The organism is Pseudomonas sp. TWR1-1-3, assembly GCF_049896805.1.
GTDB lineage: Bacteria > Pseudomonadota > Gammaproteobacteria > Pseudomonadales > Pseudomonadaceae > Aquipseudomonas > Aquipseudomonas bubulae.
Genome location: NZ_JAFCUZ010000005.1, coordinates 394904 through 414172, shown reverse-complemented (window position 1 = coordinate 414172; position 19269 = coordinate 394904). Strand labels below are relative to the sequence as shown.

The window sequence follows — 19269 nt, the reverse complement described above, 5'->3', positions numbered from 1 at the left end:
TTGAGCGAACTCCTACGTATTAAAGGTGATGGACTCATCCCTGAGTGCGACACCATTGTGCAGGGTCGCTTGGGCGTCCCTGCTGACGAATAGCAAAATACAGTGCTGGCGTGGCCTGACCACCGCTGTTGCCCACGGTGGAAATTACCTCGCCGGCTTTTACAACGTCGCCGGCAGACTTGAGCAACGTCTGATTGTGGCCATACAAGCTTAAGAAACCATTACCGTGGTCCAGAATCACCAGTTGGCCTGCACCGCGCAGCCAGTCGGCAAACACCACGCGCCCGCCGTGTACGGCGTGTACCTGGGTGCCGGCACCGGCGCTGATCATCACGCCGTCCCACTTGGTGCGCGAGTCGTCGCCACGGGTTTCACCGAAACGTGCAAGCAGTCGACCATCAACTGGCCATGGAAGTTTGCCCCGGGCTTGAGAAAAAGCACCGCCGTAAGACGCACCTGCGCTGGAGACCAATGGCCCCGGTGTGGATTGCACCGGTTTTCGCGGGGCATCGGTAACGACCGATGCAGCCTCGCGCTGGCGTTTTTTCTCGGCTTCCTGCTGCGCAATCAGGGCTTTTTGCCGCGCCTGCTCGGCTTCGCGGGCCTGGCGGGCGAGGGTTTCTTCGATGGTCTTGAGGACTTTAGCCAGATCGGCCTGATCCTGCTCGCGGGCCTGCAACTTCTGGTCGCGGTCCTTTACGTCGGTATTGAGCTTGGCCAGCACTTGCTGGCGCTCTGCACGCACCTTGTCGAGCTCGGCGCGCTGGGTGTCCAGGCTGCTTTTCTGGGTCAGCAGTTGCGCTTGCTGCAAGTTGATATCGGCCTCGACATTGGCCAGTTGGCGCAGTGTCTCGTTGAAGCCTTTGAGCTGGGCCAGACGGGCTTCGCTCAAGTAGTCGTAATAAGTGAGGGTTCGGGCGAACTTCTCGGGGTTTTGCTGGTTGAGCAGCATCTTCAGGTATTCCTGACGCCCACCCTGATAGGCGGCGCGGGCCTGAATGGCGATCAGGCGTTGCTGTTCAAGTTTTGCGCTGTGGAGTTTTTTTTTCTCGCTATCTAGGCGCAGCAGCTCGCCTTCACTCTTTTTTAGTTCTTGTTGCAGGGTTTCAACCTGCTTCTCCAGCTTGCCGATTTCGGTTTCGGTACCGCGCAGGTCTTTCTGCACGCCGGACTTTTCTTCCTGCAGCTTGCCCAGGAGCTTTTTCAGCTCGCTGATATCCTGGCGCGTGGCATCCAGCTGCTGTTGGGTTTGCGCGCGCTCGTCGGCAAACGCCGGTTGGAGCATGCATGCGAGGGTCAAGGCTATAAGGGCGCGAAGCATGGGGCGGGCGACACCTGGGGAACGGGACGGCCTAGTATGCCCGCCCTCGTCACCTATAAGAAATGGATGAAGGTGAAATTGTAGCCGTTGATCCTGTGGGAGCGGGCTTGCTCGCGATAGCATCACCACGCAATGCCTGATGCACCGCGTCGCCGGTATCGCGAGCAAGCCCGCTCCCACAGGCATTGCGTTGTTTTAAGCGTCGACCAGAATCGATTTGCCGGTCATCTCTTGCGGCTGTGGCAGCCCCAGCAGTTTGAGCATGGTGGGTGCCACGTCGGCCAGCACGCCGCCTTCGCGAACTTTGAGCGAGCGCTTTCCTACATAGATAAACGGCACGGGCTCACAGGTGTGGGCGGTATGCGCCTGGCCTGTGGACTCGTCTTCCATCTGCTCCACGTTGCCGTGGTCAGCGGTGATCAGGGCTTCGCCGCCGACCTTGTCCAGTGCTTCCACGATACGGCCCACGCAGGCATCCAGGCATTCAACTGCCTTGACGGCTGCGTCGAATACGCCGCTGTGGCCAACCATGTCGCCATTGGCGTAGTTGACCACGATCACGTCATAACGCTGGTTTTCGATGGCATCGACGATATGGTCGGTGACTTCGGGGGCGCTCATTTCCGGTTGCAGGTCGTAGGTGGCGACTTTCGGCGACGGCACCAGAATGCGCTCTTCACCCGGGAACGGCTCTTCACGGCCGCCCGAGAAGAAGAAGGTCACATGGGCATACTTCTCGGTTTCTGCAATGCGCAACTGGGTTTTGCCGTTTTTGGCCAGGTAATCGCCCAGTACGTTTTCCAGGCTGCCGGGCGCGAATGCGCTGGGTGCCGGGATACTCGCAGCGTATTGGGTCAGCATCACGAAACCGGCCAGTTTTGGCTGGCGGGCGCGGGCGAAGGCGTTGAAGTCATCTTCAACGAATACACGGGTCAGCTCGCGGGCGCGGTCGGCGCGGAAGTTCATAAAGACCACGGCGTCGCCGTCTTCCACTTTCACCGGCTCGCCGATGGTCGTGGCTTTGACGAATTCGTCGCTTTCGCCACGTGCGTAGGCAGCTTCCAGGCCTTCCTGGGCGGTAGCGGCGTTGAACTCGCCCTTGCCGTCGACGATCAGGTTGTAGGCCTGCTCTACGCGGTCCCAGCGATTGTCACGGTCCATGGCGAAGTAACGGCCGATCAGGCTGGCGATACGGCCTTTGCCCAGGTCCTTGAACGCTTCGTCCAGCAGTTCAATGGAAGATGAGGCACTTTTTGGCGGGGTGTCGCGGCCATCAAGGAAGGCGTGCAGGTAGATTTTTTCTGCGCCGCGCTTGAATGCCAGCTCGGCCATTGCGATCAGGTGGTCCTGATGGCTGTGAACACCACCATCGGACAGCAGGCCCAGGATGTGCACGGCCTTGCCTGCAGCCACGGCCTTGTCGACCGCGGCGCAAATGGTCGGGTTTTCAAAGAACTCGCCATCGCGGATGGATTTGGTGACACGGGTGAAATCCTGATACACCACGCGGCCGGCGCCCAGGTTCATGTGGCCGACCTCGGAGTTGCCCATCTGGCCGTCAGGCAGCCCGACATCCATGCCCGAACCCGAGATCAGGCCGTTCGGCATGCTCGCGCAAAGACGATCCAGCACCGGTTTCTTGGCCGAATAAACGGCGTTGTATTCGTGACTTTCACTGTGACCGAAGCCATCCAGGATGATCAGGACCAAAGGTTTAGGCGTGGTAGTCATAGATCCCACTCGTGGCTGGTTTATAAGAAGGTATACAGAGGACGCGCAGTTTAAAGCGAAGTTCATGTGGCGTCACCGCCGGGCGGGGTTTGGCCGACCAAGGTGGCTGTGTATACTGGCCCACATTTTACGACCCTGGAACCTTCTGATGGTTGAGCACCTGATTGCATTTGCGACTTCCCACTACCTGCTTGTAGGCGCGTTTGTCATCCTGCTGGCGCTGTTGATCGCCCACGAGATGAGCCGTGGCGGGCGCAGCATCAGCACGGGCGAACTGACCGGCCTGGTCAATCGCGACGAAGGTGTGGTGATTGATATTCGCCCGGCCAAGGATTTTGCCGCCGGCCACATCGTGGGTGCTATTAATATCCCGCAAGACAAACTGATGGCGCGCATTGCCGAGCTGGACAAGCACAAGGGCAAGACCATCATTCTGGTCGACGCTGCCGGCCAGCACTCGGGCGGCCATGCCCGTGAGCTGCTCAAGGCTGGTTACAATGCTGCCAAGCTGTCTGGCGGCATTTCCAGCTGGCGCGCTGACAACCTGCCAGTGGTGAAGTAACTATGTCCAAGGTCATCGTTTACTCCAGCGACTATTGCCCTTATTGCATGCGTGCCAAGGCTCTGCTTGAGAACAAGGGTATTGCCTTCGAAGAGATCAAAGTCGACGGCAAGCCACAGGTACGTGCCGAGATGGCTCAGAAGGCAGGCCGCACGTCGGTTCCGCAAATCTGGATTGGCGACAAGCATGTTGGCGGATGCGATGACCTGTTTGCTCTGGAGCGCGCAGGTAAATTGGATGCGCTGCTGAACGTCTGACTCTCATTCTCTATAAGCCCCAAGATCAACAAGGATCTGTGATGACTGACCAACAGAACACCGCTGCTGTTAGCGATGAAGACACCGCTCCACAATTCTCCCTGCAGCGCATCTACGTGCGTGACCTGTCGTTCGAAGCGCCAAAAAGCCCGGCGATCTTCCGTCAGCAGTGGGAGCCGAGCGTTGGCCTGGACCTGAACACCCGTCAAAAGCCGCTGGAAGGCGACTTCCACGAAGTGGTTCTGACCCTGTCGGTTACCGTTAAAAACGGTGACGAAGTGGCTTTTATTGCTGAAGTGCAACAGGCTGGCATCTTCCTGATCAAAAACCTTGATCCAGCGTCGATGAACCACACTCTGGGCGCGTTCTGCCCGAACATCCTGTTCCCGTATGCCCGCGAAACCCTGGACAGCCTGGTGACACGTGGCTCGTTCCCTGCGTTGATGCTGGCTCCGGTGAACTTCGATGCCCTGTACGCGCAAGAACTGCAGCGCATGCAGGAAGAAGGCAGCCCGACTGTTCAATAAACAGCCGATTGCCAAAAAAAAGCGCCTGAGGGCGCTTTTTTTGTGTGTGGGAGCGGGCTTGCTCGCGATTGAATCGCTGCGGTGCAACAGGTACATCGCGTAGCTTTCATCGCGGGCAAGCCCGCTCCCACAGGGTGTGTGTTTACTTGAAACCTAGCTGGCGCCAGGCCTCATACACGGCGACCGCTACGGTGTTAGACAGATTCAGGCTGCGGCAGCCTTCGCGCATAGGCAGGCGCAGGCGGTGCTCGCCGTCCAGGCTGTCGAGCACTTCGGGCGGCAGGCCACGGCTTTCAGGGCCGAAGAGAAAAGCATCGCCCTCGGCAAACTGCACGTCGTGGAACGGCCTGGAGCCTTTGGTGGTAAAGGCGAACAGGCGCGGATGGCCCAGGCTTTCCAGGCAACTGGCCAGGTCGGCATGACGCTTGAGCGGCGCATACTCGTGGTAATCGAGCCCGGCACGGCGCAAGCGCTTGTCGTCCAGCTCAAAACCGATAGGCTCGATCAAATGCAGGTGGCAGCCGCTGTTGGCGCACAGCCTGATAATGTTGCCGGTATTCGGCGGAATTTCTGGTTGAAAAAGGATGACGTGAAACATGCACGGCTCCGAACTTAAAGATGGACAGCATTCTACGCTTGAAGAGGACCCGCGACCGAAACTATGGCCACGGGTTTTAGGTTCTTTGGCGATAGTCGGTGTGATGGTGGGGATGATGATCGGTCGATTGACCGCGCCAACCCCTGTGGAGCTGCAGCAGGTGGACGTGCTGCCCGGGGGCCTGGTGGTGTGGTTCAGCGCCGAGCCCAAGCTGCATGGTGAGCTGGTCGACGGCACGCTGGGGTTGCTGCTTGATGCCAGGGGCAAGGTGCAGAGCGGCCAGTTGACGTTTAACGGCAAGAGCGTGAACTGGCGGGTGCGTGATACGGATGGCGGGTTGCTGCTGACCCTGGTGGCGGCCCGTGCCTTGAAGGGCGACTGGGCCGGGGCGTCGCAAGATGGACGCTGGCGGTTGCAGGTAAACCTGCGAGAGTAATAAAAGAGGGAATTCCAGCCTGCCTGTACCGGGTTCCCCAAAAGCGCTGTGCGCGTTGATGCAAAAGGCATCAAGGCTGCGGTGTAAAAGTGGGGAGTCTTGACCTGCCTGTATCAAGGTCCCCTAAAGCGGTGTTGCGTGTAATAGGTATTGCAGGGCGCGTGCCAGTTTTTGATTTTTTGTAAAAATTGCCCCTTGAGTACGCAAAAGCCCCGGAATCCGGGGCTTTTGTTTGGGGGCTGATTTTGTTCCCGATTTTGGCGCAAACCCTTGGGCTAGAGCTGTGCACGATATTGGGGCGGGTTGCTTGAGGGTGGTGCGGTCAGATCAAGAGCCCCTAACCCTCTTCCGCAGGGAAAGGGGACTAAAGGCAAAAGCAGATTTATGAAACACCACCCATCAGCTCCCTCTCCCTACGGGAGAGGGTTGGGGTGAGGGCGCTTTCGAACGGCTTCAAGCCTCGTCGCCCTCATCCTCGTCGCCATCGATCTTCATGCCCAGTTCCTTGATCTTGCGGGTCAAGGTATTGCGGCCCCAGCCCAACAGCACGGCAGCGTCGCGACGGCGGCCTGCGGTGTGCTTGAGCGCCGTCTCGATCATGATCCGCTCAAAGGTCGGCACTGCACTGTCGAGCAGGTTGGACTGGCCACGCCCCAGCGCCTGGTCAGCCCACTGGCGCAGTGCCTGCTCCCAGTTGGTGACAGGGGAGGCGTCCTGTTGCAGGTTGAGCAACTCGGGAGGCAGGTCGCCGATATGCACTTCGCGACCCGAAGCCATCACCGTGATCCAGCGGCAGGTGTTCTCCAGCTGGCGCACGTTGCCTGGCCAGGGCAGGTTTTTCAGGTACTGCTCGGTCTCGGCCTTGAGCAGTTTTGGCTCTACGGACAGTTCTTGCGCGGCGCTGCTGAGAAAGTGCCGGGCCAGGGTCGGGATGTCTTCGCGGCGGTCTGACAGGCGCGGAATATGGATGCGGATTACGTTCAGACGGTGGAACAGGTCTTCACGAAACTTGCCGGCCTGCACCAGGGTTTCAAGGTTCTGGTGTGTGGCTGCGATGATGCGAACATCGACCTTGACCGGCGTGTGCCCGCCAACCCGGTAGAACTCGCCATCGGCCAGTACCCGCAGCAACCGGGTTTGGGTGTCCGCCGGCATGTCGCCGATCTCATCGAGGAACAGGGTGCCGCCATCGGCCTGCTCAAAACGACCCCGGCGCAGGTTTGCAGCGCCAGTGAAAGCGCCTTTTTCATGGCCGAATAGCTCGGATTCCATGAGGTCCTTGGGGATCGCAGCCATGTTCAATGCGATAAATGGCGACGCGGCCCGCGGGCTGTGGCGGTGCAGGGCGTGGGCCACCAGCTCTTTGCCGGTACCTGATTCACCGTTGATCAGCACCGTGATGTTGGAGTGGCTCAGGCGGCCAATGGCACGAAACACCTCTTGCATCGCCGGGGCTTCGCCGATGATTTCCGGCGTCGGGGCCAGCGTCGGCGCTACGGCCAGGCCTTGCTGCTCCTGGGCGTGCTGGTTGGCGCGCTTGACCAGAGACACGGCGTCATCGACATCAAACGGCTTGGGCAGATATTCGAATGCGCCGCCCTGATAGGACGCTACCGCGCTGTCCAGATCGGAATGAGCGGTCATGATGATGACCGGCAGGCGCGGGTGCTGTTCGCGGATTTTGGCGAGCAGGTCCAGACCGCTGGAGCCGGGCATGCGGATATCGGAAATGATCACGTCAGGCTGTTGGCGAGCCAGTCGGCTCATGACCCCATCGGCACTGTCGAAACTTTGTGTGGTCATGCCTTCCTGTTGCAAGGCTTTTTCCAGTACCCAGCGGATTGAACGGTCGTCGTCGACGATCCACACGGTTTCACTTCGGCTCATGTCGATGCGGCTCCTTGTTCCAGTGGTAGAAAGATCGAGAAGAGTGTGTGGCCGGGGTGGCTTTCACACTCGATCAACCCCTGGTGCTGACTGATGATGTTTTGCGTGATGGCCAGGCCAAGCCCGGTACCGTCCGGGCGGCCGCTGACCATCGGGAAAAACAGGGTGTCTTGCAGCTCGAACGGTATGCCCGGGCCGTTGTCGATAATTTCGATTTTTGTCACCAGCCGGTGGCGTATGTGGCCAATGGTGAACTGGCGCATGGCGCGGGTGCGCAGGCTGATGCGGCCCAGGCGCAGCTCATTCTGGCTGCCGATGGCCTGCATGGCGTTGCGCACGATATTGAGTACTGCCTGGATCATCTGTTCACGGTCGATCAGCAGGTCAGGCAGGCTGGGGTCATAGTCACGCACCAAAGTGATGCTGCCCTGGGTCTCGGCCTCGACCAGGTTGCACACGCGCTCCAGTACTTCGTGGACGTTGGTCATGGCCAGCGACGGCAGTTTGTTGGAACCCAGCATCCGGTCGACCAGATTACGCAGGCGATCTGCTTCTTCGATGATGACGTTGGTGTAGTCGCGCAGGTTTTCGTCGGGCAATTGCCGGGCCAGCAGCTGGGCCGCACCGCGAATGCCTCCCAGAGGGTTCTTTATCTCGTGTGCCAGGCCGCGTACCAGCATCTTGCTGGTTTCTTGCTTGGACAGCTGGGCTTCTTCTTTGGTGATGCGCAGCAGACGGTCGCGGGGGTGTACCTCAAGCAACAGCATGGTGCCGCCATTGCTCAAGATGGGCGTTACGGCATAGTCCACCGTCAGGTTCTGGCCCGTCAGCGAGGTCAGCATGGCTTCGCGTTTGGTAAACGGGTGCGCTTGCTCAACTGCCTGGCGCAGCGAGTGCAGAGCCTCGGTGGACTCCGTAAAGAGCTCGCTGATGAACTGGCCGTGACTGCGTTGACCGCTGATCGCCAACAGCATCTCTGCCGCCGGGTTCATGTACTCAAGGCGCAAATCAGCATTGAGTAAAAGCGTGGCAGTGGTCAGGTTGTCGAGTAACAGTCGGTGCAGGGCGTCACTGATGGTCATGGGCCGATCCCGGATTGCGTGCGCGGTGAAGCGCTGGTGCAAGGAAAATGCAAAAACCAAACCAAGGCTCCGAAAAGAAGCGTCGCTCCCCTGAAATAGGCGTTTACAAGCTGGGCGCATATCGCCGCAGCCCGGCATGCGAGTGTTTATGAACCAAATTGGGCTGGTAAGTGCACTATCAAACTATAGTCGCACCAATATAGTGCAATTTAGATGAATGGATTCAGTTGCCTGAAAATGTGCGCGGGATATTTGCTATGGGTGCAGCCAGAGGTTGTGTACCGCGATCGAGCGCACACCGGTCACAAGCCCCGAGTGTGCGATGCGACACAGGCAGCGCCCACTCTGAGGTGACCACCGTTTTGCGTTTCGAACGCAGCTTCCGGTACCTGCTACGGGCCTTGCGTGGTTAATGGGACAGCGGCATGCCGGGCGTGCCTGCATAGAACACGATCAGTTCTACCGGGGCCTTGCCGCTGGTGCCTCGATGGGAAGTATTGACCATCTCGGGCAGTACCTGGCCAGGTTTGAGCGTGGTTTTGTGCATGCCGTCTTCGGTTTCGACCAGCAGTTCGCCAGCGACCACGTAGGCGATATTGGGCATGGGGTGCGTGTGCCATTTCAGTGCGGTGTTGGCCGGGAGTGTGATTTTGACCACGGTGAATTCCGGCTTGCCGTCCGGCCAGGTGTAAGGGGTGCCTGTCCAAGATTGGCCTGTCTTGAGCAGTTGTTCGACCGTTACCGCAGTGGGTGAACTGTTGCAGCCCAGCATGAGCAGGCAGGCGCATGCCAGCAGCAGGGTTTTGAGGGCGAGTAAGGGGTGCATGTCAGTCTCCATTGGTTGAGTGGCGACAAACTACCGGTCACTCAGCAGGGTGGCTGTCAGGTGCAGGCACGAATCCAGAAGCTCTGATCCGATGCTTGTGTAAGACGGCGCCCACAAAAAAGCCTCCCGAAGGAGGCTTTTTCAAATCACGCCGCTTGCGCAGGCGTCACCGGATTAGCAGCTGTAGTACAGCTCGTATTCCAGTGGGTGTACGAAGGTACGAACCTGGATTTCTTCTTCGCTTTTCAGGGCGATGTACGCGTCGATGAAGTCGTCGCTGAAAACGCCGCCTTTGGTCAGGAACGCGCGACCTTTGTCCAGTTCCTCCAGGGCCTCTTTCAGGCTGCCGCACACTTGCGGGATCTCTTTGGCTTCTTCAGGCGGCAGGTCATACAGGTTTTTGTCCGCTGCGTCGCCAGGGTGGATCTTGTTCTGGATACCGTCCAGACCAGCCATCATCAGTGCCGCGAAGCACAGGTACGGGTTGGCTGCCGGATCCGGGAAGCGTGCTTCGATACGGCGAGCTTTAGGGCTGGACACGTAAGGAATACGGATCGAAGCCGAACGGTTACGAGCCGAGTAGGCCAGCATTACCGGTGCTTCGAAGCCTGGTACCAGACGCTTGTAGGAGTTGGTAGCCGGGTTGGTGAAGCCGTTCAGGGCCTTACCGTGCTTGATGATACCGCCGATGAAGAACAGGGCAGTGTCGGACAGGCCGGCATAGCCTTCGCCTGCGAAGGTGTTCTTGCCATCTTTGGAGATGGACATGTGAACGTGCATACCCGAGCCGTTGTCGCCGTACAGAGGCTTTGGCATGAAGGTAGCGGTACGGCCGTAGGCATCTGCCACGTTGTGTACGCAGTATTTCAGGGTCTGAACTTCGTCAGCCTTTTTCACCAGGGTGTTGAACTGCACGCCGATTTCGTTCTGGCCAGCAGTTGCCACTTCGTGGTGGTGAACTTCGATAACCAGGCCCATCTCTTCCATGGCGTTGCACATGGAGGTACGGATTTCGTGGTCATGGTCGAACGGCGGAACCGGGAAATAACCGCCTTTGACGCCAGGACGGTGGCCTTTGTTGCCGCCTTCCACGTCCTGGTCGGACATCCACGAACCCTGTTCGGAGTAGATCTTGAACATGGAGCCGGAAATGTCGGACTTGAACTTCACCTGGTCAAAGATGAAGAACTCTGGCTCCGGGCCAACGAAAACGGTGTCGCCGATACCGGTGGACTTCAGGTATTCCTCGGCACGGGTAGCGATGGCGCGTGGGTCGCGGTCATAGCCTTGCATGGTCGACGGTTCGATGATGTCGCACACCAGGATCAGCGTAGGCTGTTCGGTGAACGGGTCCAGAACAGCCGTGCTGTCGTCTGGCAGCAGGATCATGTCGGACGCTTCGATGCCTTTCCAGCCAGCAATGGAGGAGCCGTCGAACATTTTGCCGTCGGTGAAGAAGTTTTCATCCAGCGCATCACGGGCCGGCATGGTCACGTGGTGCTGAGTACCTTTGGTATCAGTGAAGCGCAGATCAATCCACTTGACGTCATGATCTTTGATGAGTTGAACCGACTTCGACATAGTGTCCTCCGGGGTGGCTTAGGGCTGGTAGTGGAATGCCCTTAATAAGTGGTTGATGCCGGCGCGAATACTCTGCCAAGGCAACCTGCCTCACAAGGGAGCAAATTGCATGCCAGTGCCCCGACTTGGGCGTAATGCGCCAATCTCAAGCAGGTAAGCGGGGCAGACTACCGATTAGCCGCGTTTATCGCACCCAAATGAAGCGAAATCTGGCGTTTATGTTCTATTTTGGTGCGATGAAAACCGTTTGTACGATAACTGGTTAAACCTTGAGCAATTTCCGCTATAATCCGCGCCCCCCTTTTTTGGCAGGCTGCTCGCGCGCTGTTTTCATGAAACTAATCGTTAAAGTCTTCCCCGAAATCACTATCAAGAGCCGTCCGGTTCGGATGCGTTTCGTCCGTCAATTGGCCAAAAACATCCGTACTGTGCTCCGCGATCTGGACCCGGCTGTGGTGGTGACGGGCGTGTGGGACAACATCGAGCTGCAAACGCGCGTAAGTGACCCTAAAGCCTTGAAAGAAATGACCGAACGCCTGAGCTGCATGCCGGGCATCGCGCATTTTCTGCAGGTTGACGAGTACCCGTTGGGCGACTTCGACGACATCGTTGAAAAGTGCAAATTGCACTTCGGCGATGCGCTGGCGGGCAAGATCTTTTCGGTGCGTTGCAAGCGCGCCGGCAAGCACCCGTTTACCTCGATGGAAGTCGAGAAATACGTCGGCAGCAAGCTGCGTCGTGAGTGCGGTGCGGCCGGAATCGAGCTGAAAAAGCCAGAAATCGAAGTTCGAATTGAAATTCGCGACCAACGGTTGTTTGTGATTCACAACCAGCACGACAGTATTGGTGGCTACCCGTTGGGTTCGCTCGAGCAGACCCTGGTGCTGATGTCCGGTGGTTTCGATTCTACCGTGGCGGCCTACCAGATCATGCGTCGCGGCCTCATGAGCCATTTCTGCTTCTTCAACCTGGGCGGACGTGCCCATGAACTGGGCGTGATGGAAGTCGCGCACTATATATGGAAGAAGTACGGCAGCTCCCAGCGCGTGCTGTTTGTGAGCGTTCCGTTCGAAGAAGTTTTGGGCGAAATTCTCGGCAAAGTCGATAACAGTCATATGGGCGTCATTTTGAAGCGTATGATGTTGCGCGCTGCAACGCGTATTGCCGAACGCCTCGATATCGAAGTGCTGGTGACCGGTGAAGCGATTTCCCAGGTGTCGAGCCAGACGCTGCCCAACTTGTCGCTGATTGATTCGGCTACAGACAAGCTGGTGTTGCGCCCGCTGATCGCCAGCCACAAGCAGGACATCATCGATCTGGCAGAAGAAATCGGTACGGCCGACTTCGCCAAGCATATGCCTGAATATTGCGGGGTGATTTCGGTCAACCCCAAGACCCACGCCAAGCGCAACCGCGTGGAGTATGAAGAACAACAGTTTGATATGGCCGTGCTTGAGCGTGCGCTCGAGCGGGCCAAACTGGTGCCGATTGATCGGGTAATCGATGAATTGGGCCAGGACTTGCAAGTCGAAGAAGTCAGCGAAGTGCTGGCGGGCCAGATCGTAATCGACATCCGTCACCCGGATGCTCAGGAAGATCAACCGCTGGAACTGGCTGGCATCGAAGTACAAGCGTTGCCGTTCTATGCTTTGAACAGCCGCTTCAAGGAACTGGATGACACCCGTCAGTACCTGTTGTATTGCGACAAAGGCGTGATGAGTCGCCTGCATGCTCACCATTTGCTCAGTGAGGGACATGCCAATGTGCGCGTTTATCGACCGAGCTAAGAGCCCGGGGCTGTATGCCTGTGGCCTGCGTCACCGGCCCCCCGACGCCGCCGTCAAGCTGTAACGGCTTGCACGGACTCTACTGTTAATCGCTGCCTGGACTCAGTCAGCACACCGAATCCTCTGATCGAGATACACAAGTGATCGAAAATCTACGTAACATCGCCATCATTGCTCACGTTGACCACGGTAAAACCACCCTGGTAGACAAACTCTTGCGTCAATCCGGCACCCTGGAGCGCAACGAGCTTAACGACGAACGCGTAATGGACTCCAACGACCAGGAGAAAGAGCGCGGTATTACCATTCTGGCGAAAAACACCGCCATCAACTGGAACGGCTACCACATCAACATCGTGGATACCCCGGGCCACGCCGACTTCGGCGGCGAAGTTGAACGCGTAATGTCGATGGTTGACTCCGTTCTGCTGCTGGTTGACGCTCAAGACGGCCCTATGCCGCAAACCCGTTTCGTGACCAAGAAGGCTTTCGAAGCCGGCCTGCGTCCAATCGTGGTCATCAACAAGGTTGACCGTCCGGGCGCACGTCCGGACTGGGTTCTGGACCAGATCTTCGATCTGTTCGACAACCTGGGTGCTACCGAAGAACAGCTGGACTTCAAAGTGGTTTACGCCTCTGCCCTGAACGGTATTGCTGGTCTTGACCACACCGACATGGCTGAAGACATGACCCCGCTGTACCAGTCGATCGTCGACAACGTACCAGCACCAGCCGTAGACCGTGACGGTCCGTTCCAGATGCAAATCTCGGCACTGGACTACAACAGCTTCCTGGGCATTATCGGTGTTGGCCGTATCGCTCGTGGTCGCGTCAAGCCGAACACCCCGGTTGTTGCCATCGACGCTGACGGCAAGCGCCGCAACGGCCGTATCCTGAAGCTGATGGGTCACCACGGTCTGCACCGTGTAGACGTTGAAGAAGCTTCGGCAGGCGACATCGTTTGCATCAGCGGTATGGATTCGCTGTTCATCTCCGACACCCTGTGTGATCCGATGAACGTTGAAGCGATGAAGCCGTTGACCGTTGACGAGCCAACCGTTTCCATGACCTTCCAGGTAAACGACTCGCCTTTCTGCGGTAAAGAAGGCAAGTTCGTGACTTCCCGTAACATCAAGGAACGTCTGGACAAAGAGCTGCTGTACAACGTTGCTCTGCGCGTTGAAGAAGGCGACTCGGCTGACAAATTCAAAGTATCGGGCCGTGGCGAGCTGCACTTGTCCGTACTGATCGAAACCATGCGTCGTGAAGGCTTCGAAATGGGCGTTGGTCGTCCAGAAGTGATCATCCGCCTGGTTGACGGCGTCAAGCACGAACCGTTCGAAAACGTCACCATCGACCTGCCTGAAGAATCTCAGGGCAAGGTGATGGAAGAGATGGGTCTGCGTAAGGGCGACCTGACCAACATGGTGCCGGATGGCAAAGGCCGTGTGCGTCTGGAATACAACATCCCTGCTCGTGGTCTGATCGGTTTCCGTAACCAGTTCCTGACCCTGACCAACGGTGCTGGCATCCTGACCTCGATCTTCGACCGTTACGACGTGATGAAGTCGGGCCACATGTCCGGCCGTCAGAACGGCGTTCTGGTATCGGTTGAAACTGGCAAGGCGCTGACCTACTCCCTGGAAACCCTGCAGGCGCGTGGCAAGCTGTTCGTTGAGCACGGTCAAGAGATCTACAACGGTCAGATCGTTGGTCTGAACAGCCGTGACACCGACATGGGCGTTAACCCTACCAAGGGCAAGAAGCTCGACAACATGCGTGCTTCGGGTAAAGACGAAACCATCGCTCTGGTTCCACCTGTTCGCTTCACTCTGGAACAGGCTCTGGAATTCATCCAGGACGACGAGCTGTGCGAAGTGACTCCTAAGTCCATCCGTCTTCGTAAGAAGATCCTGGACGAAGGCGAGCGTACCCGCGCTGCTAAAAAGGCCAAAAACTAAGTTACTTAGTTAGCGGTTACAAAAACGCCCCCGACCTTGCGGTCGGGGGCGTTTTTTTATGGTCGGGATTTGACTCGTTCATCGTTGCCCGTGCTGCGGCGAGCGCGGTCTGTCAGGTCATTTGCGTACAGGCCATCGCGGGCAAGCCCGGCTCCCACAGGGGGCTGTGGTAATTGTGGGAGCGGGCTTGCCCGCGAAGCGATCTGTCAGTCGATTCTGCGCTGCAGGTTAAAAATCCATCAGCTTGACGCTGCTGTTCTTGCGCTCAACGGCCTTGGGCACATACGCGCAGTAACCTGGGCGCGGGCCAATCCGCGGATGGTTGCGGCAGGTATCCGGGCGAATCTCATAAATCGTGCACATGCGCGATTTGCGGTCCAGGTACAGGCAGTCGTTATTGCTCATGCGCTGCAGGGTGAAAATCCCGGACTTCTGGTTGAAGCGCTCAACGATCCCTTCCTTTTGCAGGCGCTTGGCGATGTTCTTCGGCGGGTCGCCCATCTCGAACTCGTCAACGATGCCGATGCGGATCAGGTCTTTGATTTTGACCTCGACCGGCAAGGTGCAGCAGCTGGAAATGCAGGAGCCGCACATGGGCGCGGAGTATTTGGCCCAGGTATCGAGACGGTCGATTTCCGCGGCGGCGATCAGGTTGGACTTCATCAGACTTGTATTCCAGCGTGCATCAGGGCGCGCGATCATACCGGGGTTGCTGAAGGAGTGAACAACCATTTGCCGGTTTTTCGATCAGAGCCATGTTTTAAAGCGTTCAACTGCGAATGTGCCTCGTTTTGGGGCGGCATTCACTTTGTCAGCTTTTTTTAAATAATCGCCGAAAAAAGCCCGAATCAAAGCACTTTGTTTCTGTTGAAGCGTCTAGGCTGACACCACTCGCTCTTCAAATCGCTCCATCTCGATTGAGGTTGTATCGATGCCCCAGGAACCGCTTGTTCGTGACGCACAGGTGGCGGCTTTCCGTGCCGCTGTAGTAGCCAAGCTGACTTACGCGGTGGGTAAGGACCCGGAACACGCGTTTGACCATGACTGGTTTGAGGCCATAGCCCTGGCCGCCCGCGACCATATGGTCGAGCACTGGATGGACAGCACCCGGCAGATTTATCGCAAGGACCAGAAACGGGTGTACTACCTGTCGCTGGAGTTTCTGATCGGTCGCCTGCTGTATGACAGCCTGAGCAACCTGGGGTTGCTGGAGGTGGCGCGTGAGGCACTGGGCGAGCTTGGCGTGGATCTGGAGCGCATCCGTGTCCTGGAGCCGGACGCGGCCCTTGGTAATGGTGGCCTGGGTCGGCTGGCGGCGTGCTTTATGGAAAGTATGTCGACCCTGGGCATTGCCGCCCACGGCTATGGCATCCGCTATGAGCACGGGCTGTTTCGCCAGAGCATTGTCGATGGCTGGCAGCAGGAACAAACCGAGAACTGGCTGGATTTCGGCAACCCGTGGGAGTTCGAGCGTGCTGAAGTGCTGTACTCGGTGGGTTTTGGCGGTTCGGTTGAAACCAAACAGGATGAACAAGGCCAGCTGCGGCAGATCTGGTGGCCGGGCGAGACGGTGCGGGCTATTGCCTATGACACGCCTGTTGTGGGCTGGCGCGGGGCCAGCGTCAACACCCTGCGTCTGTGGCGGGCGAGGGCCCTGCACGATCTGAACCTGGGCCGCTTCAATGCAGGCGATCATTTGGGGGCGGTGGCCGAAGTGGTACGGGCCGAGAGCATCTCCCGCGTGCTGTACCCGGCTGACAGCAACGAGGCTGGCCAGGAGCTGCGTCTGCGCCAGGAATTCTTCTTTGTCTCGGCCTCGTTGCAAGACCTGCTGCGCCGCCATCTGCACGTCCATGAGACGCTGCTGAACCTGGCCGAGCATGTGTCGATCCAGCTCAACGACACCCACCCCTCGATCGCCGTGGCCGAGCTGATGCGTATCCTGGTTGATGAGCACGGCATTGAATGGCATGCGGCGTGGCAGGTCACCGTCGACACCTTGTCCTATACCAACCACACGTTGCTTCCGGAAGCGCTGGAAACCTGGCCTGTGGGCTTGATGGAGCGGCTGTTGCCGCGCCATATGCAGATCATCTACCTGATTAACGCACACCATATCGATGCGCTGCGAGCCAAGGGCATTCATGATTTTGACGTGTTGCGTGCCGTTTCGCTGATCGAGGAAGACCACGGCCGCCGGGTACGCATGGGCAACCTGGCATTTCTCGGTTCCCACAGCGTCAATGGCGTTTCCGGGCTGCATACGCAATTGATGCGCAGCACCGTGTTCGCCGAGTTGCACAAGCTCTACCCGGAGCGCATCAACAACAAAACCAACGGCGTGACCTTCCGCCGCTGGCTGTTCCAGGCCAACCCGCCATTGACCGCCATGCTGGTGGATGTGCTGGGCCCGGATGTGCTTGATGAAACCGAACACAAACTGATCAGGCTGGAGCCTTTTGCCGAGCGCTCCGATTTTCGCAAACGCTTCGCCGAACAGCGCCTGCAAAGCAAATGCACCCTGGCGGCGCTGATTTATGAGCGCCTGGGGGTCGTGGTCAACCCTGAAGCCCTGTTCGATGTGCAGGTCAAACGGATTCACGAGTACAAGCGCCAACTGCTCAACCTGATGCACACCGTAGCGCTGTATCAGGCCATTCGGGCCGAGCCGGGCAACCAATGGGTGCCACGGGTGAAGATTTTTGCCGGCAAGTCGGCGGCCAGTTATGAACAGGCCAAACTCATCATCAAACTGGCCAATGACATCGCCCGTACCGTCAACAACGATCCCACCGTACGCGGTCTGCTCAAGGTGGTGTTTATCCCCAACTACAACGTCAGCCTGGCCGAAAGCATCATTCCGGCGGCTGACTTGTCCGAACAGATCTCCACGGCAGGCTACGAAGCGTCGGGCACCAGCAACATGAAGTTCGGCCTTAACGGCGCGCTGACCATTGGCACAATGGATGGCGCCAACGTCGAAATGTGCGAGCGGGTGGGTGCCGACAATATGTTTATCTTTGGTCTGAGCTCGCAGCAGGTCGAAGCGCGCAAACGCAATGGCGAGTTCCATGCAGCACCGGATGTCGCGGCCTCACACAGGCTCAATGACGTGTTGCAGGCGATTCGTGGCGGGGTGTTCTCCCACGACGACCCTGCGCGCTACACCGGCCTGGTGGATTCGCTGATCGAATATGACCGGTTCCTGGTGTGTGCCGACTTCGATGCCTACTGGGATGCCCAGATGCGCGTGGAGCACCTGTGGCACGACAGGGAAGAGTGGTGGCGCAAATCCGTGTTGAACACGGCACGCATGGGCTGGTTCTCATCGGACCGGACCATTCGCGAATACGCGACCGAGATCTGGAAAGCGTTGTAGGAAGTTTCACGCGCTGTGGGAGCGGGCTTGCTCGCGATGCAGGCGACGCGGTTGAGCTGAAAACCGCGTGGCCTGCATCGCGAGCAAGCCCGCTCCCACAGGGTCTCTGGTGGCTGTTTTGGAACCCGTTCGGCCAGTTCTGAGTCTGATTAGAAGATTTGCACGGCAACACGCGCTAAACTGCGCGGGTTTTTCGCCCCCTCCCCCTTGTTCGGAGCCTTACATGTCCCGCGTTACCCTGAGTCGCTATTTGATCGAGCAGACCCGCAGCAACAACACGCCTGCTGATTTGCGTTTCCTCATCGAAGTGGTGGCGCGTGCTTGCAAAGAGATCAGCCACGCCGTATCCAAAGGCGCCCTGGGTGGTGTTCTGGGCAGCATGGGCACCGAAAACGTGCAAGGTGAAGTGCAGAAGAAGCTCGATGTGATCTCCAACGAGATCCTGCTTGAAGCCAACGAATGGGGCGGTCACCTGGCCGGCATGGCGTCCGAAGAAATGGACAATGCCTACCAGATCCCGGGCAAATACCCGAAAGGCGCGTACCTGCTGGTATTCGACCCGCTGGACGGCTCGTCGAACATCGACATCAACGCACCAGTTGGCACTATCTTCTCGGTACTGCGTTGCCCGAACGAATACCTGACCCAGAACGAACCTTTGAATGAAAAGGCCTTCCTGCAGCCAGGCACTCAGCAAGTCGCTGCCGGTTACGCCATCTACGGCCCGCAGACCATGTTGGTTCTGACCCTGGGCGACGGCGTCAAAGGCTTTACCCTGGACCGCGAAATGGGCAGCTTCGTACTGACCCACGAAGACATCACCATTCCTGACGCTACCCAGGAATTTGCCATCAACATGTCCAACCAGCGTCACTGGGAAGCCCCGGTACAGCGCTACGTTGACGAACTGCTGGCAGGTGAAGAAGGTCCGTTGAAAAAGAATTTCAACATGCGCTGGATTGCCGCCATGGTTGCCGACGTGCACCGTATCCTGACCCGCGGTGGTCTGTTCATGTACCCGCGCGACAGCCGTGAGCCGTCCAAGCCGGGCAAATTGCGTTTGATGTACGAAGCCAACCCGATGTCGTTCCTGGTGGAACAGGCTGGCGGCGCATCGACTGATGGCCATCAGCGCATTCTCGACATCCAGCCAGAAGGCCTGCACCAGCGTGTAGCCGTGTACCTGGGCTCGAAAGAAGAAGTCGCACGCATCACCGCTTACCACAAAGCGTAAGCCCCTGTGGGAGCGGGCTTGCTCGCGATAGCATCGACCCGGTATGTCAGGCATACCGGGTTGCCTGTATCGCAAGCAAGCCCGTTCCCACTGTTGTTAT

At 58.1% G+C, this 19269-nt stretch carries 16 protein-coding genes; 8 read left to right on the top strand and 8 right to left on the bottom strand.

All coding sequences use genetic code 11. The features are described from left to right. Positions 1-34: 34 nt before the first annotated feature. The gene (locus ACP7BE_RS20250; RefSeq protein ID WP_095000788.1) at positions 35-1321 is read right to left on the bottom strand and encodes a murein hydrolase activator EnvC family protein; all 1287 of its coding nucleotides are present in this window, start codon (positions 1319-1321) and stop codon (positions 35-37) included. A 195-nt stretch (positions 1322-1516) separates the two neighbouring features. Continuing rightward, complete coding sequence (gpmI, locus tag ACP7BE_RS20245; protein ID WP_095017755.1) at positions 1517-3052, bottom strand: 2,3-bisphosphoglycerate-independent phosphoglycerate mutase; 1536 nt, start codon at positions 3050-3052, stop codon at positions 1517-1519. A gap of 148 nt (positions 3053-3200) precedes the next feature. Here gpmI and ACP7BE_RS20240 point away from each other — a divergent pair, with 148 nt between their 5' ends. Genes ACP7BE_RS20240 through secB form a run of 3 tightly spaced genes read left to right on the top strand, consistent with a single transcriptional unit; the run spans position 3201 to position 4398 of the window. Beyond that, a complete protein-coding gene (locus ACP7BE_RS20240) occupies positions 3201-3614 on the top strand; it encodes a rhodanese-like domain-containing protein (RefSeq protein ID WP_086799305.1) in 414 nt (137 codons plus the stop codon). 2 nt (positions 3615-3616) lie between these two features. Continuing rightward, positions 3617-3871 (top strand): glutaredoxin 3, encoded by a 255-nt coding sequence (grxC, locus tag ACP7BE_RS20235; RefSeq protein WP_095000790.1) that lies wholly within the window; start codon positions 3617-3619, stop codon positions 3869-3871. Positions 3872-3912: 41 nt separating this feature from the next. Continuing rightward, complete coding sequence (secB, locus tag ACP7BE_RS20230) at positions 3913-4398, top strand: protein-export chaperone SecB (RefSeq protein ID WP_003438592.1); 486 nt, start codon at positions 3913-3915, stop codon at positions 4396-4398. A gap of 142 nt (positions 4399-4540) precedes the next feature. Here the strand turns inward: secB and trmL are convergent, their stop codons facing one another. Then, a complete protein-coding gene (gene trmL / locus ACP7BE_RS20225) occupies positions 4541-4996 on the bottom strand; it encodes a tRNA (uridine(34)/cytosine(34)/5-carboxymethylaminomethyluridine(34)-2'-O)-methyltransferase TrmL (RefSeq protein WP_095000791.1) in 456 nt (151 codons plus the stop codon). Between trmL and ACP7BE_RS20220 the strand changes: the two genes are divergently transcribed. Beyond that, complete coding sequence (locus tag ACP7BE_RS20220; protein ID WP_095000792.1) at positions 4995-5432, top strand: hypothetical protein; 438 nt, start codon at positions 4995-4997, stop codon at positions 5430-5432. The genes trmL and ACP7BE_RS20220 overlap by 2 nt on opposite strands. 453 nt (positions 5433-5885) lie before the next feature. On the opposite strand, the gene ntrC is transcribed toward ACP7BE_RS20220, so the two are convergent. From ntrC to glnA, 4 genes are all read right to left on the bottom strand, one after another. After that, positions 5886-7319, bottom strand: a complete 1434-nt coding sequence (ntrC, locus tag ACP7BE_RS20215) for a nitrogen regulation protein NR(I) (RefSeq protein WP_088378458.1) — start codon at positions 7317-7319, stop codon at positions 5886-5888. After that, positions 7316-8401, bottom strand: coding sequence for a nitrogen regulation protein NR(II) (gene glnL / locus ACP7BE_RS20210; protein ID WP_095000793.1), 1086 nt, complete (start codon positions 8399-8401; stop codon positions 7316-7318). Before glnL ends, ntrC begins: the two co-directional genes overlap by 4 nt. A gap of 409 nt (positions 8402-8810) precedes the next feature. Beyond that, complete coding sequence (locus tag ACP7BE_RS20205; protein WP_095023767.1) at positions 8811-9227, bottom strand: cupin domain-containing protein; 417 nt, start codon at positions 9225-9227, stop codon at positions 8811-8813. 174 nt (positions 9228-9401) lie between these two features. Continuing rightward, the gene (gene glnA / locus ACP7BE_RS20200; protein WP_095000795.1) at positions 9402-10808 is read right to left on the bottom strand and encodes a glutamate--ammonia ligase; all 1407 of its coding nucleotides are present in this window, start codon (positions 10806-10808) and stop codon (positions 9402-9404) included. 332 nt (positions 10809-11140) lie between these two features. Between glnA and thiI the strand changes: the two genes are divergently transcribed. After that, positions 11141-12595 (top strand): tRNA uracil 4-sulfurtransferase ThiI, encoded by a 1455-nt coding sequence (gene thiI, locus ACP7BE_RS20195; RefSeq protein ID WP_095000796.1) that lies wholly within the window; start codon positions 11141-11143, stop codon positions 12593-12595. A gap of 140 nt (positions 12596-12735) precedes the next feature. Further along, positions 12736-14556: a translational GTPase TypA gene (typA, locus tag ACP7BE_RS20190; protein ID WP_016783126.1), complete on the top strand. Its 1821-nt coding sequence runs from the start codon at positions 12736-12738 to the stop codon at positions 14554-14556. Between the two features lie 228 nt (positions 14557-14784). Here the strand turns inward: typA and ACP7BE_RS20185 are convergent, their stop codons facing one another. Next, the gene (locus tag ACP7BE_RS20185) at positions 14785-15222 is read right to left on the bottom strand and encodes a YkgJ family cysteine cluster protein (protein ID WP_095001087.1); all 438 of its coding nucleotides are present in this window, start codon (positions 15220-15222) and stop codon (positions 14785-14787) included. A 265-nt stretch (positions 15223-15487) separates the two neighbouring features. Here ACP7BE_RS20185 and ACP7BE_RS20180 point away from each other — a divergent pair, with 265 nt between their 5' ends. Then, complete coding sequence (locus tag ACP7BE_RS20180; protein ID WP_095000797.1) at positions 15488-17935, top strand: glycogen/starch/alpha-glucan phosphorylase; 2448 nt, start codon at positions 15488-15490, stop codon at positions 17933-17935. A gap of 223 nt (positions 17936-18158) precedes the next feature. Then, complete coding sequence (locus tag ACP7BE_RS20175; protein ID WP_016783129.1) at positions 18159-19169, top strand: class 1 fructose-bisphosphatase; 1011 nt, start codon at positions 18159-18161, stop codon at positions 19167-19169. Positions 19170-19269 lie beyond the last annotated feature (100 nt).